At 42.3% G+C, this 15,934-nt stretch carries 9 protein-coding genes and 1 pseudogene; 5 read left to right on the forward strand and 5 right to left on the reverse strand.

Going from position 1 to position 15,934, the window contains the following annotated elements:
• Positions 1 to 14: 14 nt before the first annotated feature.
• Genes ACZ8ZH_RS10230 through ACZ8ZH_RS10240 form a run of 3 tightly spaced genes read right to left on the reverse strand, consistent with a single transcriptional unit; the run spans position 15 to position 7,444 of the window.
• On the reverse strand, positions 15 to 3,122 hold the full coding sequence (locus tag ACZ8ZH_RS10230; protein ID WP_119063814.1) for an efflux RND transporter permease subunit: 3,108 nt from the start codon (positions 3,120 to 3,122) through the stop codon (positions 15 to 17).
• On the reverse strand, positions 3,119 to 6,232 hold the full coding sequence (locus ACZ8ZH_RS10235) for a multidrug efflux RND transporter permease subunit (RefSeq protein WP_119063813.1): 3,114 nt from the start codon (positions 6,230 to 6,232) through the stop codon (positions 3,119 to 3,121). Before ACZ8ZH_RS10235 ends, ACZ8ZH_RS10230 begins: the two co-directional genes overlap by 4 nt.
• Before the next feature lie 3 nt (positions 6,233 to 6,235).
• On the reverse strand, positions 6,236 to 7,444 hold the full coding sequence (locus tag ACZ8ZH_RS10240; RefSeq protein ID WP_119063812.1) for an efflux RND transporter periplasmic adaptor subunit: 1,209 nt from the start codon (positions 7,442 to 7,444) through the stop codon (positions 6,236 to 6,238).
• Between the two features lie 296 nt (positions 7,445 to 7,740).
• Here ACZ8ZH_RS10240 and ACZ8ZH_RS10245 point away from each other — a divergent pair, with 296 nt between their 5' ends.
• The 3 genes and pseudogenes from ACZ8ZH_RS10245 (at position 7,741) to ACZ8ZH_RS10255 (ending at position 11,807) form a co-directional block, all read left to right on the forward strand.
• Positions 7,741 to 8,244: a sigma-70 family RNA polymerase sigma factor gene (locus ACZ8ZH_RS10245; protein ID WP_470247675.1), complete on the forward strand. Its 504-nt coding sequence runs from the start codon at positions 7,741 to 7,743 to the stop codon at positions 8,242 to 8,244.
• 33 nt (positions 8,245 to 8,277) lie between these two features.
• The gene (locus ACZ8ZH_RS10250; RefSeq protein WP_086209377.1) at positions 8,278 to 9,234 is read left to right on the forward strand and encodes a FecR family protein; all 957 of its coding nucleotides are present in this window, start codon (positions 8,278 to 8,280) and stop codon (positions 9,232 to 9,234) included.
• Between the two features lie 66 nt (positions 9,235 to 9,300).
• A pseudogene (locus ACZ8ZH_RS10255) lies at positions 9,301 to 11,807 on the forward strand (TonB-dependent siderophore receptor).
• Between the two features lie 140 nt (positions 11,808 to 11,947).
• On the opposite strand, the gene ACZ8ZH_RS10260 reads toward ACZ8ZH_RS10255, so the two are convergent.
• Together ACZ8ZH_RS10260 and ACZ8ZH_RS10265 are read right to left on the reverse strand one after the other, a co-directional pair.
• Entirely contained in the window at positions 11,948 to 12,538 is a 591-nt protein-coding gene (locus ACZ8ZH_RS10260) for a GNAT family N-acetyltransferase (protein WP_119063809.1), read from the reverse strand.
• A gap of 46 nt (positions 12,539 to 12,584) precedes the next feature.
• The gene (locus ACZ8ZH_RS10265) at positions 12,585 to 13,229 is read right to left on the reverse strand and encodes an FMN-binding negative transcriptional regulator (protein ID WP_119063808.1); all 645 of its coding nucleotides are present in this window, start codon (positions 13,227 to 13,229) and stop codon (positions 12,585 to 12,587) included.
• A 109-nt stretch (positions 13,230 to 13,338) separates the two neighbouring features.
• On the opposite strand from ACZ8ZH_RS10265, the gene pdxR reads away from it, so the two are divergent.
• Positions 13,339 to 14,847, forward strand: coding sequence for a MocR-like pyridoxine biosynthesis transcription factor PdxR (pdxR, locus tag ACZ8ZH_RS10270; protein ID WP_119063807.1), 1,509 nt, complete (start codon positions 13,339 to 13,341; stop codon positions 14,845 to 14,847).
• A 151-nt stretch (positions 14,848 to 14,998) separates the two neighbouring features.
• Complete coding sequence (gene yddG, locus ACZ8ZH_RS10275; protein WP_119063806.1) at positions 14,999 to 15,883, forward strand: aromatic amino acid DMT transporter YddG; 885 nt, start codon at positions 14,999 to 15,001, stop codon at positions 15,881 to 15,883.
• Positions 15,884 to 15,934 lie beyond the last annotated feature (51 nt).

The following is a 15,934-nucleotide window of genomic DNA, read 5'->3' on the forward strand; positions in this document are numbered from 1 at the left end:
TCCTATTTCTTTATCTATTTGCCTAAGCTTTGCAGCACAAATTTACGTTTAAATCTTGAACAAGATTCAGCCCATTTTTCAAAGAGCAAATACAAAACAGGCGTTGTATACAAAGTTAAAAGCTGTCCAAGCGCCAAACCACCCACAATGACCACACCCAAAGGTTGACGTAACTCTGCCCCTTCACCCCAACTACAAGCCAGCGGAATCGCACCTAATAATGCTGCGGTATTGGTCATTAAAATCGGACGAAAACGTAGAGCCGCAGCAGACAACACAGCTTGATATGCTGACTTTCCTGCACGCCGTTCATATAAAGTAAAATCAATCAATAAAATGGCATTTTTCACCACGATACCAATAAGTAAAAACATGCCCAATAATGCAATCAGGGTAAACTCAAAGTTAAATATCCATAAGGTCAACAGTGCACCCAAAGCCACAGCAGGTATAGTCGATAAAATCGTTAATGGATGCACCACACTTTCATAGGTCACCCCAAGCACGATATAAATCAGCACAATCACCGCAAGAATCAGTAAGGGGGTGCTTAATCCCGCTTGTAAACTTTCTGCCTCGACATCTTTATCTGTGGTCATAAAAACGTTGTTTGGCAACATCACTTCAGTGAGGACAGATCGGATCGCGGCATCAGCCTGTTCATAGCTATAGCCCTGTTTCACCACATAACCAATACCCATCGCGGCGTATTGATTACGTCGATACACCCGATCATTGGTAATTCCATAAGACCATGTCGCAAAGTTACGCAGTGGCACAGCCTGTCCATCTTTATTGGGAACCTGTACATTGGCTAAGGATTCAGGATGTTCCGTGAAGTGTTTATCTACTTCCATGACCACATGAAACTGTTGGGTCTGATCATAAATGGTTGAAATCTGGCGCTGTGAAAATGAATTATTCAATACACTCGAAATGCTTTCAATATCAACGCCCAAACGACGTGCTGCTTCACGGTCTACATCTAGGGTGACATGCTGTGCACCTTCATCCCCCATGGTTTCGACTTCCTCAAGTTCAGGCAGTTTTTGCATGGCCTGTGCAACTTTCGGCACCCATTGGCGTAGCTGTGCAACCTCATCTGACTGTAGTAACAGCATATAATCTTGACCACTGCCACTTGAAAAAGGATCATCCAGTTCTAACTCCTGTTCCACACGCGCTGAGAAAATTGCCCCAGCCTGCCACGGCGCATTTTGTTTCATGCGCTCGACAATGGCATGTGAACTTTGCCCCTCACGTTCCGATTTGGGTTTTAAACTCACCATGAAAAAGGAATTGGTGGTTCCACCTGCTCCCCCTGAAGTTCCAACCACATCTTTTACAGCAGGATCACTCAACAAGCTTTGGCTAAAGGCTGCAATTTTGGGTTGCATAATTTGAAAAGAAAACCCGTCATCACCACGAATAAAAGCCTCAACTCGTCCTGTATCTTGCTCAGGCAATACTCGTTTAGGGAGGTGCTGATAGACATAGAATGAGGCCCCAATCGCACCTAGCCAAAATAAAATCACGACATAGCCATGTGCTAGCATCCATTTTAAAGATATTAAATAAGCATGATTGAACTGCTGCATGCAACGATGGCTAAATTGATATAAAAGCTGATGTTGGTCGCTCTCTAACGGTTTTAAACAACGTGCAGATAAGCTTGGTGTTAACACCAAGGACACAAAAACGGATAACACTACAATAAAAACTAAGGTCAGTGAAAACTCACGGAACAGCCGCTCAATCACACCGCCCATAAACAGCACTGAAATGAAAATCACTACCAATGCCAAATTCATGGCCACTAAAGTCAGCCCCACCTCCTGAATCCCTTTAATGGCGGCCTGTACAGGAGAGTCTCCCTGCTCAATATGACGCTCAATATTTTCCAGCACCACAATCGCATCATCCACCACCAATCCAATAGCGACAATCACCGCCATAATGGAGAGGTTATTGAGCGAAAAACCTGCCAAATACACTAAACTACACGCCCCGACCAAAGTCACCAGCATGGCAATACTTGGTACAAGGGCGCTTTGTACACGCCCTAACATTAAAGCAACGACAATAATCACCAACAGCATGGAAAACAACAGCGTATCTCGGGCTTCCGCTAAGCCTGCGCGAATGATTTCAGAACCATCCATCACCGTAGTCAATTGTGCGTCTGCGGGTATGAGTGATTTTAGTTCAGGCAGTTTTTCTTTGATTTGATCAATGGTCGCAACAGTATTGGCATTGGGTTGACGGCTGATTTTGATAATCACCGCGGGTTTACCATTATGAAAACCACTGACATAACGGTTTTCAACAGAATCTTGCACCTCCGCCACATCTTTTAAACGCACAATTGCTTGAGCATTACGATGAATCACCAAGTTGGCAAAATCTTGCGCTTGTTTTAAATCATGCGACAGTGCAACTTGCCAACGAAGTTGATCGCTTTCAACCACACCTAAAGCTTGTACCGTATTACTTTTTTCAATTGCAGTACGAACTTGTTCCAATGAAACACCCTGTGCAATGAGTGCATTCGGATTTAAGGTGATCCGCACCGCAGGCATAGACGCGCCATCAATTTCAACCTCACCAACTCCACTTATCTGCGCAAGATTGGGCTGGAGTTGATTGCTGGCAATTTCATATAATTTACCCGCAGATAAATGCTCTGAACTGAATGCCAAATAAAAAATTGGGCTTTGGCTGGGATTAACCTTGAAATATTCAGGTGGGCTAGGCATCCCCGATGGAAGCTGCGACATTGCAGCATTAATCGCAGCCTGTACTTCTCTCGCTGCTTCATTAATGTCCGTATCTAAGTCAAAGTGCAAAGTGACTTGCGTTGCATTTTGACTACTAGAGGAATTAATCGCTTTTACCCCAGAAACGCCCATCATGGCCCGTTCTAAAGGTGTTGCAACGGTTGCCGACATACTTTCAGGACTTGCTCCAGGTAAACTGGCCCGCACCACAATGGTCGGAATATCTGCCTGAGGTAAGGACGCCACGGGTAAGCGGAAATACGCCAATACACCAAGCAACACAATTGCAATGCCCAATAACACACTGGCAACAGGACGATGAACCAAAGCAGAGAGCAGTTTCAAGACTCGCTCCTTGTTTCATCAAATTCAGCTAAAGGCAGCTTTGGTTTTTGAAAAGCATGCTGTAAACGGTCAAAAAACAAATAGACCACAGGCGTGGTAAATAAGGTCAGCACCTGACTTAAAATCAAACCACCAACCATGACAATCCCCAGAGGCTGGCGTAATTCAGCCCCTGAACCAGATGCCAACATGAGTGGAATTGCACCGACCAATGCCGCCAATGTCGTCATTAAAATGGGGCGGAATCGCATCAACGCTGCCTGATAAATCGCTTGCTGAGGTGAAAGACCCTCTTGGCGCTGCGCTGCCAAAGCAAAGTCCACCATCATGATGCCGTTTTTCTTCACCAAACCGATCAATAAAATAATGCCGATTAAAGCAATCATATCGAGTGGTCGACCTACCATAAACAGCGCCAATAAAGCCCCGATTGCGGCAGACGGTAAGGTTGAAAGAATAGTGATGGGATGAATAAAGCTCTCATACAACATCCCAAGCACGATATACATGGTCACAATCGCTGCAATCACCAACCAAAAGGTATGCTGTTGCGAGTTTTCAAATGCAGCAGCAGCCCCTTGTAGCTGAAGCTTAACTTCAGCAGGTAAATTGAGCTGCTGTTCTACACGTTGAATGGCTTGGATGGCATCTCCCAAAGCGACGCCTGTTGCAAGGTTGAAAGAGATACCGTTGGCAGGAAATTGAGCTTGCTGCTGTAAAATAATTGGGACACGTTTTTGCACAATACTGGCCACAGAACTGAGTAAAATCGGCTCTCCGCTGGCATTATGGATATAGCTTTGTTCTAAAGCTTGTATACCTTGAGTTAATTCTGGCGCCAGCTCGAGCACAATGCGGTACTGATTCGACTGGGTATATAAAGTTGCAATTTGTCGCTGTGCAAATAGATTTTGCAAAGCCAAACTAATGTCTTCTACTGTTAAGCCGAATCTCGCTGCTGCATCTCGATTGACATCAATATACGCCTGTAAACCTTGCCCAGCATTTTCACTGCTCACTTCTGCAAACTCAGGTTGTTGGCGTAAAGCATCTACCAAGACAGGTGTCCATAGCGCTAAATCTGTGTTTTTTGCTGCTGTCAAACTGAGCTGATATTGGGTTCGACTAATTTTATCTTCAATACTTAACTCCTGCACAGGTTGCATCCAAGCTTGAATACCCTGAACATGAACCAACTCTTCACGCAGACGTGCCATCACTTGATCTGCACCCGCTCGTTCTGCATGGGACTTTAAGTTAATAAGAATTCGGCCATTACTGAGTTTCGGGTTATTGGCATCAATACCAATAAATGAAGACAGGCTTTCAACAGCGGGATCTTTTAAAATTTTAGCCGCTAGTGCTTGCTGGCGCTCACTCATGGCTTGAAATGAAATATCGTCTGGGGCTTCGGTCACTACTTGGATAACACCACTGTCCTGCACAGGGAAAAAGCCTTTCGGAATCATCCAATACAAGAACCCTGCGAATAACACTGTACTGAGCATAACTGTCAGTGTCAGGGTTTGATGCCGAAATACCCATTGTAAAGCTTTTCCATACTGCTGAATGATGCCATCCAAACTCCATCTATTCGCTGAAGTTTGATGCTCTGCTTCTTTTAGTGAAGCTTTGCCTTTGAGCAAATAAGCACACATCATCGGCGTTAAGGTTAAAGAGACCACTAGAGAAATCGCAATTGCAGCCGCCAAAGTCACTGCAAACTCATGGAATAATCGACCTACTACATCGCCCATAAACAACAGTGGAATGAGAACTGCGATCAATGAAATGGTTAAAGAAATGAGCGTAAAACCAATTTCCTTCGACCCTTTGAATGCCGCTTGCATCAGGCTTTCACCCGCTTCACGATGTCGTGCAATATTTTCCAACATCACAATCGCATCATCCACTACAAAGCCTGTGGCAATGGTCAGCGCCATTAAAGTCAGGTTGTTGACTGAAAAACCTAAAAAATACATCAGTACAAACGTACCAATGATTGAAAGTGGAACGGCAATACTCGGAATAATGGTGGCAGATAAATTTCTCAAAAAGAGAAAAGTCACCATGACGACTAAACAGACTGCAAAAACCAATTCCTTTTGTACATCGTGGATTGAACTACGAATACTCTCGGTACGATCGGTCAGTACACGAATTTTGACGTTTTCGGGCAGGTTCTTTTGCAGCTCAGGCAACAACTGCTTAATCTGATCGGCCACTTGAATCACGTTGGCATTCGGTTGGCGCTGTACATTCACCAAAATGGCGGCTTGACTGTCTGCCCATGCCGCCATATAGCGGTCTTCACTGCCTTCAATCACCTGTGCCACATCTTTTAATCGAATTGGGGCACCGTTATTCCAGCGTAAAATAAGGCTTTCATAGTCTCCAATTGAACGAATTTGATCATTGGCATCCAGCATCGTACTGCGATATGGCCCATCAAAACTGCCTTTGGGTTGACTGGCATTGGCGGCATTGATTGCCGTGCGGACATCTTCGGCACTTATTTTATAAGCGGCAAGTGCAGCAGGATTCATTTGCACCCGTATTGCTGGTCGTTGCCCACCAGCAAGGCTCACCATCCCCACACCCGTCAGTTGAGATAGCTTTTGTGCCACCCGAGTATCCACCATGTCATAAACCGTGGTGAGGGGTAAAGTTTCTGAACTAATTGCTAAGGTAATGACCGGCACATCGGCCGGATTGACCTTTCGATATACGGGTGGTGTTGGCAAATCACTTGGCAATTTACTGCTGGCAGTGCTTAGTGCAGATTGTACTTCTTGCTCCACTACACCCAATTCAGCACTTAACTCAAACTGTAAGGTAATGACAGATGCCCCAACAGAACTCTGCGAAGACATTTGTTTTAAGCCCGCAATTTTGCCCATTTCCCGTTCAAGCGGTGCAGTGATAGTCCGTTGTACCGTGTCGGGGTTTGCCCCAGGCTGAAAGGTATAGACCTGAATAATGGGATAGTCGACCTGTGGTAGGGCTGATACGGGTAAAAGTCGCCAAATCAATAGTCCACTAAACAGCAATGCCAACATCAACAACGTGGTTGCGACTGGACGGACAATAAAGAACTTTGAAATATTCATGTCTTATCCAACAGCAGGTTTTGATGTGGCCATCGCTTGAGGTTGATCCGAGACAATTTGAACTTCTTTGCCTTCTGCAAGACGATCAATCCCTTCTAAAACCACCTGCTCCGTTCCGTTTAAACCTGTTAAAACTTGAATCTGACCGTTAGAACTTAAACCCAAAGTGAGCATACGAATTTCTGCTTTTTTCTTCGGATTAACGATATACACATAAGTCCCTTTGGCCCCATGTTGCACGGCGTCACTTGGAATGCTGACAGCGTTTCGAATAGTGTGTGCATTTAAACGAACATTGACAAACTGATTGGGAAATAAGACATCATCACGATTATCAAAAATGGCTTTAATCTTTAATGTGCCTGTATTGGCATCAATCTGGTTATCCAACGCCTGTACATGACCAACCGCAAGCTGCTTTTGTTCTGCTTTATCCCATGCCTTGACTGGGACTTGATGTCCCTGTTTCATGTTGTTACGCAAATGAGCCAAATCATGTTCAGCCACTGAAAACTGTACATAAATAGGATGAACTTGAGTGATGCTGACCAAACCTGTCGTGTCATTGGCCTGTATTAAATTACCTGCATCTTTCTGCTGAAAACCAACTCGACCATTAATCGGCGAATAAATTTTGGTATAAGACAATTGTAATTTGGCTGCATCAACCTCAGCTTGATTGGCCTGTATTTTCCCTTTCAACTGATTGACTAAAGCTTGCTGTTGCTCTACTTGTTGTTTAGCAATTGAGTCTTGCTTAAAAAGCAGTTGATAACGTGCTAACTCCGTTCCTGCATTTCGGAGTTGCGCTAAGTTTTGCTGTTGTGTGCCTTCTGCCTGTGCCAAAGCCACTTGAAATGGTGCAGGGTCAACTTGAGCAAGAAGTTGTCCTTTTTGAACCGTCTGACCTTCTTTAAAATAAATCTGCTTGAGAACACCAGAAACCTGAGTTTGCACATTCACTGTATGGGTCGGAACAACTGTACCGATGGCTTTAATTTCCACCTGCAAGTCTTGTCGCTGTACAGACACGATACGTACAGGCACAGGTTTATCCCATTGACTATATTCTTCGCTAGGCTGCGACATAGTATTTTTCCAATACAGCCCTCCCATGCCTAACAACAAAATGACAATAATCAAGCCAATATAATATGTTCGACGATGAAGAAAATGCTTTGCTGGGTCGTTATTGTTCAATGGCTCACTCATTACATTTCCTATTCATTACAAAAAATTCTCGCCCAACACGTACTGTTCAAAACGATAAGACCCATACAATTTTTTAAAATTTGATCAAATTAAGTATTTAAAAAATTGACACTTCTTATTACAAATCACGCATATCTATTTATAAGACGGATGAAAACCTAAAAAAGCTCACAGCAAATGTTGCGTTTTGTAATTGCATTTAATAATGATTATCATTAATATTCAACCATTCATTTACTTATTCCACTTTTACTGCTGAGATTCAGGATATTTTTCTAGGGTCATGAGTTGAAAATATGAACTTAAATGTCCAAAAAAAAATGTGGTTTAGCCAGATATACAGCACACACCAAACCACGCTGTTGTCATGGTTTAAACATAAATTGCAACATCATCATCAGTCTGAAGACCTGAGTCAGGAGGTGTTTTATCGTGCACTTAAAAGTGAATACTGTTTTGAAAAAATTAAAGAGCCTCAAGCATGGCTCTTGGGTATTGCAAAACATGTGATTATTGATCACTGGCGACATCAACATGTTGAAAGGTTGTATTTAGATGCTTTGACTCAGTTACCTGAAAACTACTACCCTTCGGCAGAGCATGAGGTGTGCATTCGAGAAACGCTTTATCAAGTACATCGCATGCTTGAGAAGCTACCGACGCGTACAGCACAGGTCTTTCTAATGTCCCAGTTAGATGGTCTCACCTATCGGGTGATTAGTGAGAAATTGAATATTTCTGAAGCAACGGTAAAAAGAGATATGAAACAGGCTTTTTTAGCTTGTATAAGTCTTTTATAATCCTGTTGATTAATTCATCTTATTATAACACTTATGCCACAGCACTCTTCTTTACCTAATCATATCCTAGATGAAGCAGCCGATTGGCTGGTACTGATTCATTCTGGAGAGGTAACCGAGGAACAACGAGAGCAATTTGAGCAGTGGAAGTCAAAAAATAAAGAACATGCTTTGGCTATTTCACAGATTGAACGTTTTACACAAGGATTGTCTGATTTACCCAATTCTTTCCAACCAGATACCTTAGTTAAGTCTAAACATACATTTAGCACCTCTTTAAAGCACAATATGCTGTTTGGATTATCAGGGTTCTGCATTATTGGCTTAAGCCTTTATTGTATCCCTTGGGCAAAGCTACAAGCTGATTACCATAGCCAAGTGGGTGAAATTAAAACTGTGCCTTTAGCGGATGGCACAGAATTGATTTTAGCCAGTAATAGTTATGTCAATATCGACTTTTCAAAACAAACCAGACAAGTTGAATTGGTTGAAGGTGAGATTTATATTCAGACGGCAAAAGATCCGAAGCATCGCCCATTTATAGTCACGACCAAAGATGGAAAGATTGAAGCCTTAGGTACACAGTTTACAGTTCGCCAAGAAGACGAATATCGCACTAAAGTCAAAGTTTATGAACATGCGGTAGCCTTATATCCTGCCAAAACAGATACACGCAAACTTCTACAACAAGGTCAACGTACCAGTTTTGATGCCGATACAATTTCAGCCATCAATCCACTGAAGAATGAGCAACCGTATTGGACGCAACATCTACTGGTTGTGGAGCAATGGCCACTTAAAAAAGTGTTAGATGAATTGTACCGTTATCAAAATGGAACCTATTTTCTCGCTCCTGAGCTTGAAAATGTGCATGTTTCAGGCGTATTTTCATTAAAAAACCCAAAACAAAGCCTAGAGAACTTGGCCTATACCCATCAGCTTGAGCTGGATTATTACAGTTCATATCTATTAAAAATAAAAAAAAGATAAAAATATGACCCTTTTTTTGAGCTGACTCGACTTATACAGAAATACACTCCCAGTCGAGAACACCGCATGAAGGATTATCAGGCAAAAAGTAGATTAGCAATGGCTATTCGGGCAGTTTTATGGGGCATGCCACTAATGGCAGGAAGCCTTACCACTACTGCTATTTATGCTGCCACAACTTATCCTGTGAATATTACAAAACTCCCTTTGGATCAGGCATTGAAGCAACTCGCAATCCAAACGGGTACCACGATCAGCTATGACGCAAAGACACTCTCAAGTTTGCAAGCCAAAGCACTAAAAGGTAATTATGCAGTCGATGAGGCTCTGGCTGTATTATTACAGCCTTATGCTTTGGTTGCAGTAAAAGTAAATCATGGTGGTTACAGCATTCAAGCGAAACAACGAGTTCAAGCTGAAACACGAGATGTTCAACTCGAAGCTATTCATAGCCAAGCCAATAAAAATGCTCAAAGTAGTCAGGCGACGAATCCAGATGGATCAGCTCAACTTGCAACTATTTCCCTTAAAGCAGATCAAGGCAATAATTTAACAACCGAAGGTTCTGGCCTTTATACAGCTAAAGCAACCACTGCATCTACAGGTTTAGCACTATCACTAAAAGAAACGCCACAATTGGTGAGTGTCATTACCCGCCAACAAATGGAAGATCAAAACCTGACGCAACTGACCGATGTTGTTTCACAAGCCGCAGGTTTAACCATTAGCCAAAATGGTAATATCGGCAGTGATAACTCACCTATTTATGCACGCGGTCAAACAGTTGATAACTATTTGCTTGATGGCGTAAAGCTGATGAGTTCATATACCAGTATCTTTCAAAGCCAAGACACTGCTTTATTTGACCGTGTTGAAGTGGTGCGTGGCGCCAATGGTTTAATGACTGGTGCAGGCTCTGCCAGTGCCAGTATTAATATGGTGCGGAAAAACCTTTGCAAGATTTTAAAGCTTCCGTCAGCACCAGTGCAGGTTCTTGGGACACCTATCGTACCGATATTGATGTCTCTGCACCATTAAACCAAGCAGGCACGATCCGTGGACGTACTGTTCTAGCCTACCAAACGGGCGATTCTTATATTGACCGTTATAGTGAGGAACGTAAAATTGCCTATGGAGTGGTTGAAGCAGACCTTACAGAAAAAACCAAAGCCAGTTTAGGGGTCAGCTACCAACAAATAGATATTTCAGGCATTGCTCGTGGTGGTTTACCTTCATTTTATACCGATGGTAGTCTCATCAACTGGTCACGTTCAGATTCGAATGCTGCAAGTTGGAGTAGTTCTGACCGAACAACAACTGCATATTTTGCAGATATTGAGCACCAATTTAACGAACGTTGGAAACTGAAAGGCACTGCATCTCGAACAATTACCGCTTCTGATGAAATTGTCGGTTATGGGTACTCACGCTCAGGAATTAATAAAGAAACAGGGGCTGGTACTTTACTTTATGGATCTCATTGGGACTATGAACCAACTCAGGACTTATTTAACTTAACCTTAAATGGTTCATTTGACTTACTCAACCAAACCCATGATGTGGTTTTAGGTACAACCTATGCCAGAAGTAAAAATAAACGCCCAACCTATTCGGGTTGGAGTGTAAATACTTTAGATAATATTTTCGAGTGGGATGGAAATACACCTACACGCCCTGAAATGCCAATTGGCGGCTGGTACAGCAATGATGAGAAAAGCCTATCTGTATTTGGTGCAGTACGTCTAAAACTAGCAGATCCCCTAGCTGTGATTTTAGGAACACGTGTTGAAAATTGGCAACGTACAGATAATGAGTACACGTACTCAAGTCAAACTCTGGATGCTTCAAAACGCGAAGAAAAAGGTAAAGTCATTCCTTATGTGGGCATTACTTATGATTTCACAGAGCAATGGACAGGTTATGCAAGTTATACCAATATTTTCTTACCACAAGACAAGAAATCAGTCTCAGGTGGCTATGTTGATCCACTGGTAGGAAATAGTACGGAACTCGGTATTAAAGGTGAATTCTTTGATAACCAATTAAACATTGGTGCCGCACTCTATCAAACCCAAGAAGATAATAAAGCCATTGCTTTAGATGAACCAGATTCAGATGGCAATACGGTTTACCGTACCGAATCTGGCACAAAAAGTCGTGGTTTTGAAATAGAAGGCACAGGCAAGTTAACAGATACATGGCAAGTTTCTGCAAGTTTTTCACGAAATATCTCTCAGGACAAAGATGGTAATAATTTAAATACCAACATTCCAAATAATACCGCTAAATTATTTAGCACTTATACTCTGCCTTATTTCAATGAAGCATTAACTGTTGGTGGTGGACTACGCTGGCAAAGTGAGATTTATCAAGATAATGGGCCAAACGGTACTCGTTTCACACAAGACAGCTATGCATTGGTTGACTTGATGGCGCGCTATAAGATCAATGAAAACCTACTGCTGAACTTCAATTTAAATAACTTATTTAATGAAAAATATCATCTATCAACCACCAACAGCTATTATGGTGCACCTACCAACTTTAGAGTAGGTCTGAAATACGACTGGTAAACTTAAATCTAAGAAATAAGTTATACCAATCTTTCACTCATCATTGAGTTCTATATCTGCGGCATTATTTTTGTATGAAAGTAATGCCGCTTTTTTATGTATTATTTTTCTCTAATGAAACGCGTCAGCTAGACAAAACGTTATCTCTTGTCCAAAAGTGCCTTCAAATTTTGTTGTACTGCAGGCCATTCAGTTTTTAAAATACTGTACACATACGTATCTCTTAAAATATCGTTTTGTACAATTTGATGACTTCTAAGCACCCCATCTAATTTTGCCCCCAAACGCTCAATTGCCGTCCGACTTTTAAAATTAAAAGAGGATGTACGGAACTCAACCGCAATACAATTCAAAATATCAAATGCATGCGTAAGCAGCAGATTTTTACACTCCGTATTGACATAACTGCGCTGCGCGGACTGGCTATACCATGTTGAACCAATTTCAACACGGCGGTGCTGGACTTCTATATTCATAAAAGTCGTCATCCCTAACAGCCTCCCACTGTCTCGTTCTTCCACCGTAAATGGCAACATACTCCCCAACTGCTGTAAATCTAGGCGGCGTTGGATTTCCGCCGTCATCTGCTCAGGTGAAGGAATGCGGGTATACCACAGTTTCCATAGCTCGCCATCACGTACTGCATCACACAGTGCTGGTGCATGTTCCAACTTAAGCGGTTTTAATGTAATTCGTTCACCCTGTAAAACTACAGGTTTGAAGCACTGCATGGCTCACTCCTTATATTTCAATTATTTAACACAGCTCAAAATATTGTTATATGGACGTATTTTTTGCTGCTGCAATCAGATGCATCGCGTCTGCAATCTCAACCTGCCCGGTTTCTTTCAGTGCATTTGCCACACCTAGAACATCTCGCTGATCTTTGTTTTGTCCAAGTTTCAATTTGCCCTGCAAACGCGTAATTTCAATTTCAATCCCTACAATTGCTTTTAACATGGGTTCAAGATAATCCTTAGGTGCATCCGACATTTTCCATGGCTCTGGCTGTGTTGCTTCATAAGTTCGTGTCAAACGTGCCACCACACCACGCACATAACGCTCATCATCTCGAATAGTTACTCGACCATAAGCATGTACCACTCGATAGTTCCATGTCGGCACTTGCTGATGATGATCTTGTTTGCTGGGATACCACTGCGGTGAGATATAAGCATCTCCCGCTCGAAAGACCACCATCACTTCATCACCATTATTCACATCCTGCCAAACAAGATTATGTCGAGAAACATGAGCATGTAATATCCCAAGTTCAGTATGATCGACTTGTAACTCAAAAGGTAAATGGTTTGCATCTAAACCACTTCGTCCATGGGTAAACAAAATACCCAATGGATAATTCTGTATGAGCTGATGTAGCTCTTCAACTTGGGTTACTTCAAATTCTGCAGGGATATACACAGCTTTGCCTCCTTGAGCTCATTATTGCTGTATTTGTTGTTGTAAATTCTCTGGTTTAATTGGATTATTCAAAAGTACCAGTATGTATTACTTTGAGTAGACCAGAATTATGGCAAGAATGGCAAAAGTCGTAGAACTTCCTTCTATCACAAAGCTTAATAAAATACAGGGACAAATAGCCGCTCAACTGATTCAAGCCTTACGACAAGCAGTACAAAATGGCGATTTACAAGCGGGCGACCCTTTACCCTCGTCACGTGAATTGGCGATCACATTAAGTGTCTCACGGGGCACCATAATTGAAGTATATGATCAACTCTTAGCTGAGGGCGTTTTAGAAGCACGTGAGCGTCAAGGCACTTTTGTTTCAGATAACTTGGCACGTTCAAAGCGTCAGCAAACTCAGAAGTGGACAAACACACACGCTACTCAAATTCAGCTAACACCAGCAGCTCAGGCCTATGCTGAAGTATTGAAAGAATTTAAACCACTTCCCCATCTTCCCTTTGCAGTCTCTGTACCTGTTGGACGCACCCAACCAAATGATATTTGGAGAAAATTTGGCAATCGCTACCGCGCACGGGGCGTCGCAGCACCCTCTGGGTATGATGACCCACAAGGTGTATTTTCCTTACGTGTTGCAATTGCTGACTATGTACGACGCTCTCGTTCAGTACACTGTGAAGCTGAACAAATAGTCATTACTAGTGGCATCCAACAGGCACTCTATATCTGTAGTCAGATTCTATTTAAAGCACAAGATCAAGTCTGGGTCGAAGACCCTGCTTATCGAGGGACAACTGCCCTATTAGAAAACTCAATACAACCCTTAAATATTGTTCGCGTGCCCGTAGATGAAGAAGGAATTCAAGTCGATACAGGTATAAACCTTGCGCCAAATGCCCGTGCAGCCTTTGTCACCCCATCTCACCAATATCCAATTGGCATGCCCATGAGTTTAGCCAGAAGAACCGCATTACTCGCTTGGGCCAAACAGCAAAGCGCTTGGATTATTGAGGATGATTATGACAGTGAACTGCGCTACAGTGGTCAGCCTTTTCCAGCCTTGCAAGGGTTAGCACCTGAACAAGTCATCTATTTAGGGACATTTAGCAAAGTACTGTTTCCATCACTGCGACTCGGCTATGCCGTACTGCCCAAAGCTTTGGTGTCCCCTTTTTGTGGATTACGTGTTCTGATCGACCGTCATCCTCCCTCTGCTGATCAGCATGTTCTGGCTGCCTTTATTCAAGAAGGTTATTTAGAACGCCACATTCGACGGATTCGCAATGTCTATGCTGAGAACCGTCGATATTTGATTGGCATGATTGAGCGTTATATTCCAAAACACTTAGGTTATTTACAAGCTGGAGATCAAGGTATGCATATGGTGCTATGGCTTGCAGATTACATGGATGATCGGGAAATTGCTCAAGCGGCACTAGATGCTGGCATTGCAATTAAAGCGGTTTCCCCGACCTTTTCGTTAGAACGTAAACGCTCTGGATTAGTGCTTGGTTTAGGAGATTTTGATCAGGATCAGATAAAAAAAGCTATCCAAACTGTAGCAATTATTTTGAAATCTCATGCCAAACCGAACCGGATTGAAAGAAGTTAAATTAATATTTATTTCACGTGATATATCATTATATTGCGTATAATACACATGAAATGACATTCAGAGATAAAGCTACATTGTCGATAAAATGAAGCTCTCTCCCCTAAACAAAACTGCTCCATTCAGCGAATAGGTAAAAGATACAAACGAAATGAATTCAAAAAAAGCAACATTGATTGGTCTAGGTGCGATTTTATTATGGAGTTTAATTGTTGCCCTGATTAAAGAAGTAAGCCATGCTTTTGGCGCTGTTGGTGGAGCCGCCCTCATTTATTCATTGGCTTCTGTTTTTTTGCTGCTCTCCTTTGGTTGGACTCGGTTAAAAGAATTTCCTCTTCCTTATCTGATATGGGGAAGTTTACTGTTTGTCTCTTATGAAATTTGCCTTGCCCTGTCCATTGGTTACTCAACCAGTAGTCGACAAGCCATTGAAGTTGGTATGGTGAACTACCTGTGGCCGACCTTTACCATTATCTTTGCGATTGTATTTAATAAACAAAAAGCCAATTTTCTCATCGTACCCGGCTTTTTTATCTCACTAGTTGGAATTTGTTGGGTATTAGGCGGTGATCAAGGATTAAGCCTTAAGGGCATGCTAAGCAACGTTCAAAATAACCCTCTAAGTTATGGCTTAGCATTACTCGGCACCGTACTTTGGGCGTCTTATTGCACCATCACCGCAAAAATGGCAAATGGTAAAAATGGGGTGACGCTCTTTTTCATTTTAGTTTCAATTGTGCTGTGGGTTAAATGGTTGTTGTTAGGTGAAGGCACTTTGATTTTTGAACTGCAACCCACCATTTATTTAGTCCTTGCAGCCTTTGCGATGGGTATGGGCTATGGTGCATGGAATATTGGTATATTGCATGGCAATGTCACCCTATTGGCTGCTGCGTCGTATTTTATTCCTGTATTTTCCGCTGTAGTTTCCGCTGTCATTTTAAGTACGCATTTAACTTTCAGTTTTTGGCAAGGTGCTTTGATGGTCTGTCTCGGCGCTTTATTGTGTTGGGTTTCAACCAAAACCAAAGCTTAAATTCTTAACAATAGAGTCTATTTCAGGAAAATTTTCAGCTCTAACGCTTAT

The organism is Acinetobacter sp. SW-226, from assembly GCF_055632855.1.

What these genes read in the sequence shown, in the direction of transcription:
- ACZ8ZH_RS10235 (WP_119063813.1), bottom strand. Translation starts at nt 6,232, where the DNA reads ATGAATATTTCAAAGTTCTTTATTGTCCGTCCAGTCGCAACCACGTTG.
- ACZ8ZH_RS10240 (WP_119063812.1), bottom strand. Translation starts at nt 7,444, where the DNA reads ATGAGTGAGCCATTGAACAATAACGACCCAGCAAAGCATTTTCTTCAT.
- ACZ8ZH_RS10245 (WP_470247675.1), top strand. Translation starts at nt 7,741, where the DNA reads ATGAACTTAAATGTCCAAAAAAAAATGTGGTTTAGCCAGATATACAGC.
- ACZ8ZH_RS10250 (WP_086209377.1), top strand. Translation starts at nt 8,278, where the DNA reads ATGCCACAGCACTCTTCTTTACCTAATCATATCCTAGATGAAGCAGCC.
- ACZ8ZH_RS10260 (WP_119063809.1), bottom strand. Translation starts at nt 12,538, where the DNA reads ATGCAGTGCTTCAAACCTGTAGTTTTACAGGGTGAACGAATTACATTA.
- pdxR (WP_119063807.1), top strand. Translation starts at nt 13,339, where the DNA reads ATGGCAAGAATGGCAAAAGTCGTAGAACTTCCTTCTATCACAAAGCTT.
- yddG (WP_119063806.1), top strand. Translation starts at nt 14,999, where the DNA reads ATGAATTCAAAAAAAGCAACATTGATTGGTCTAGGTGCGATTTTATTA.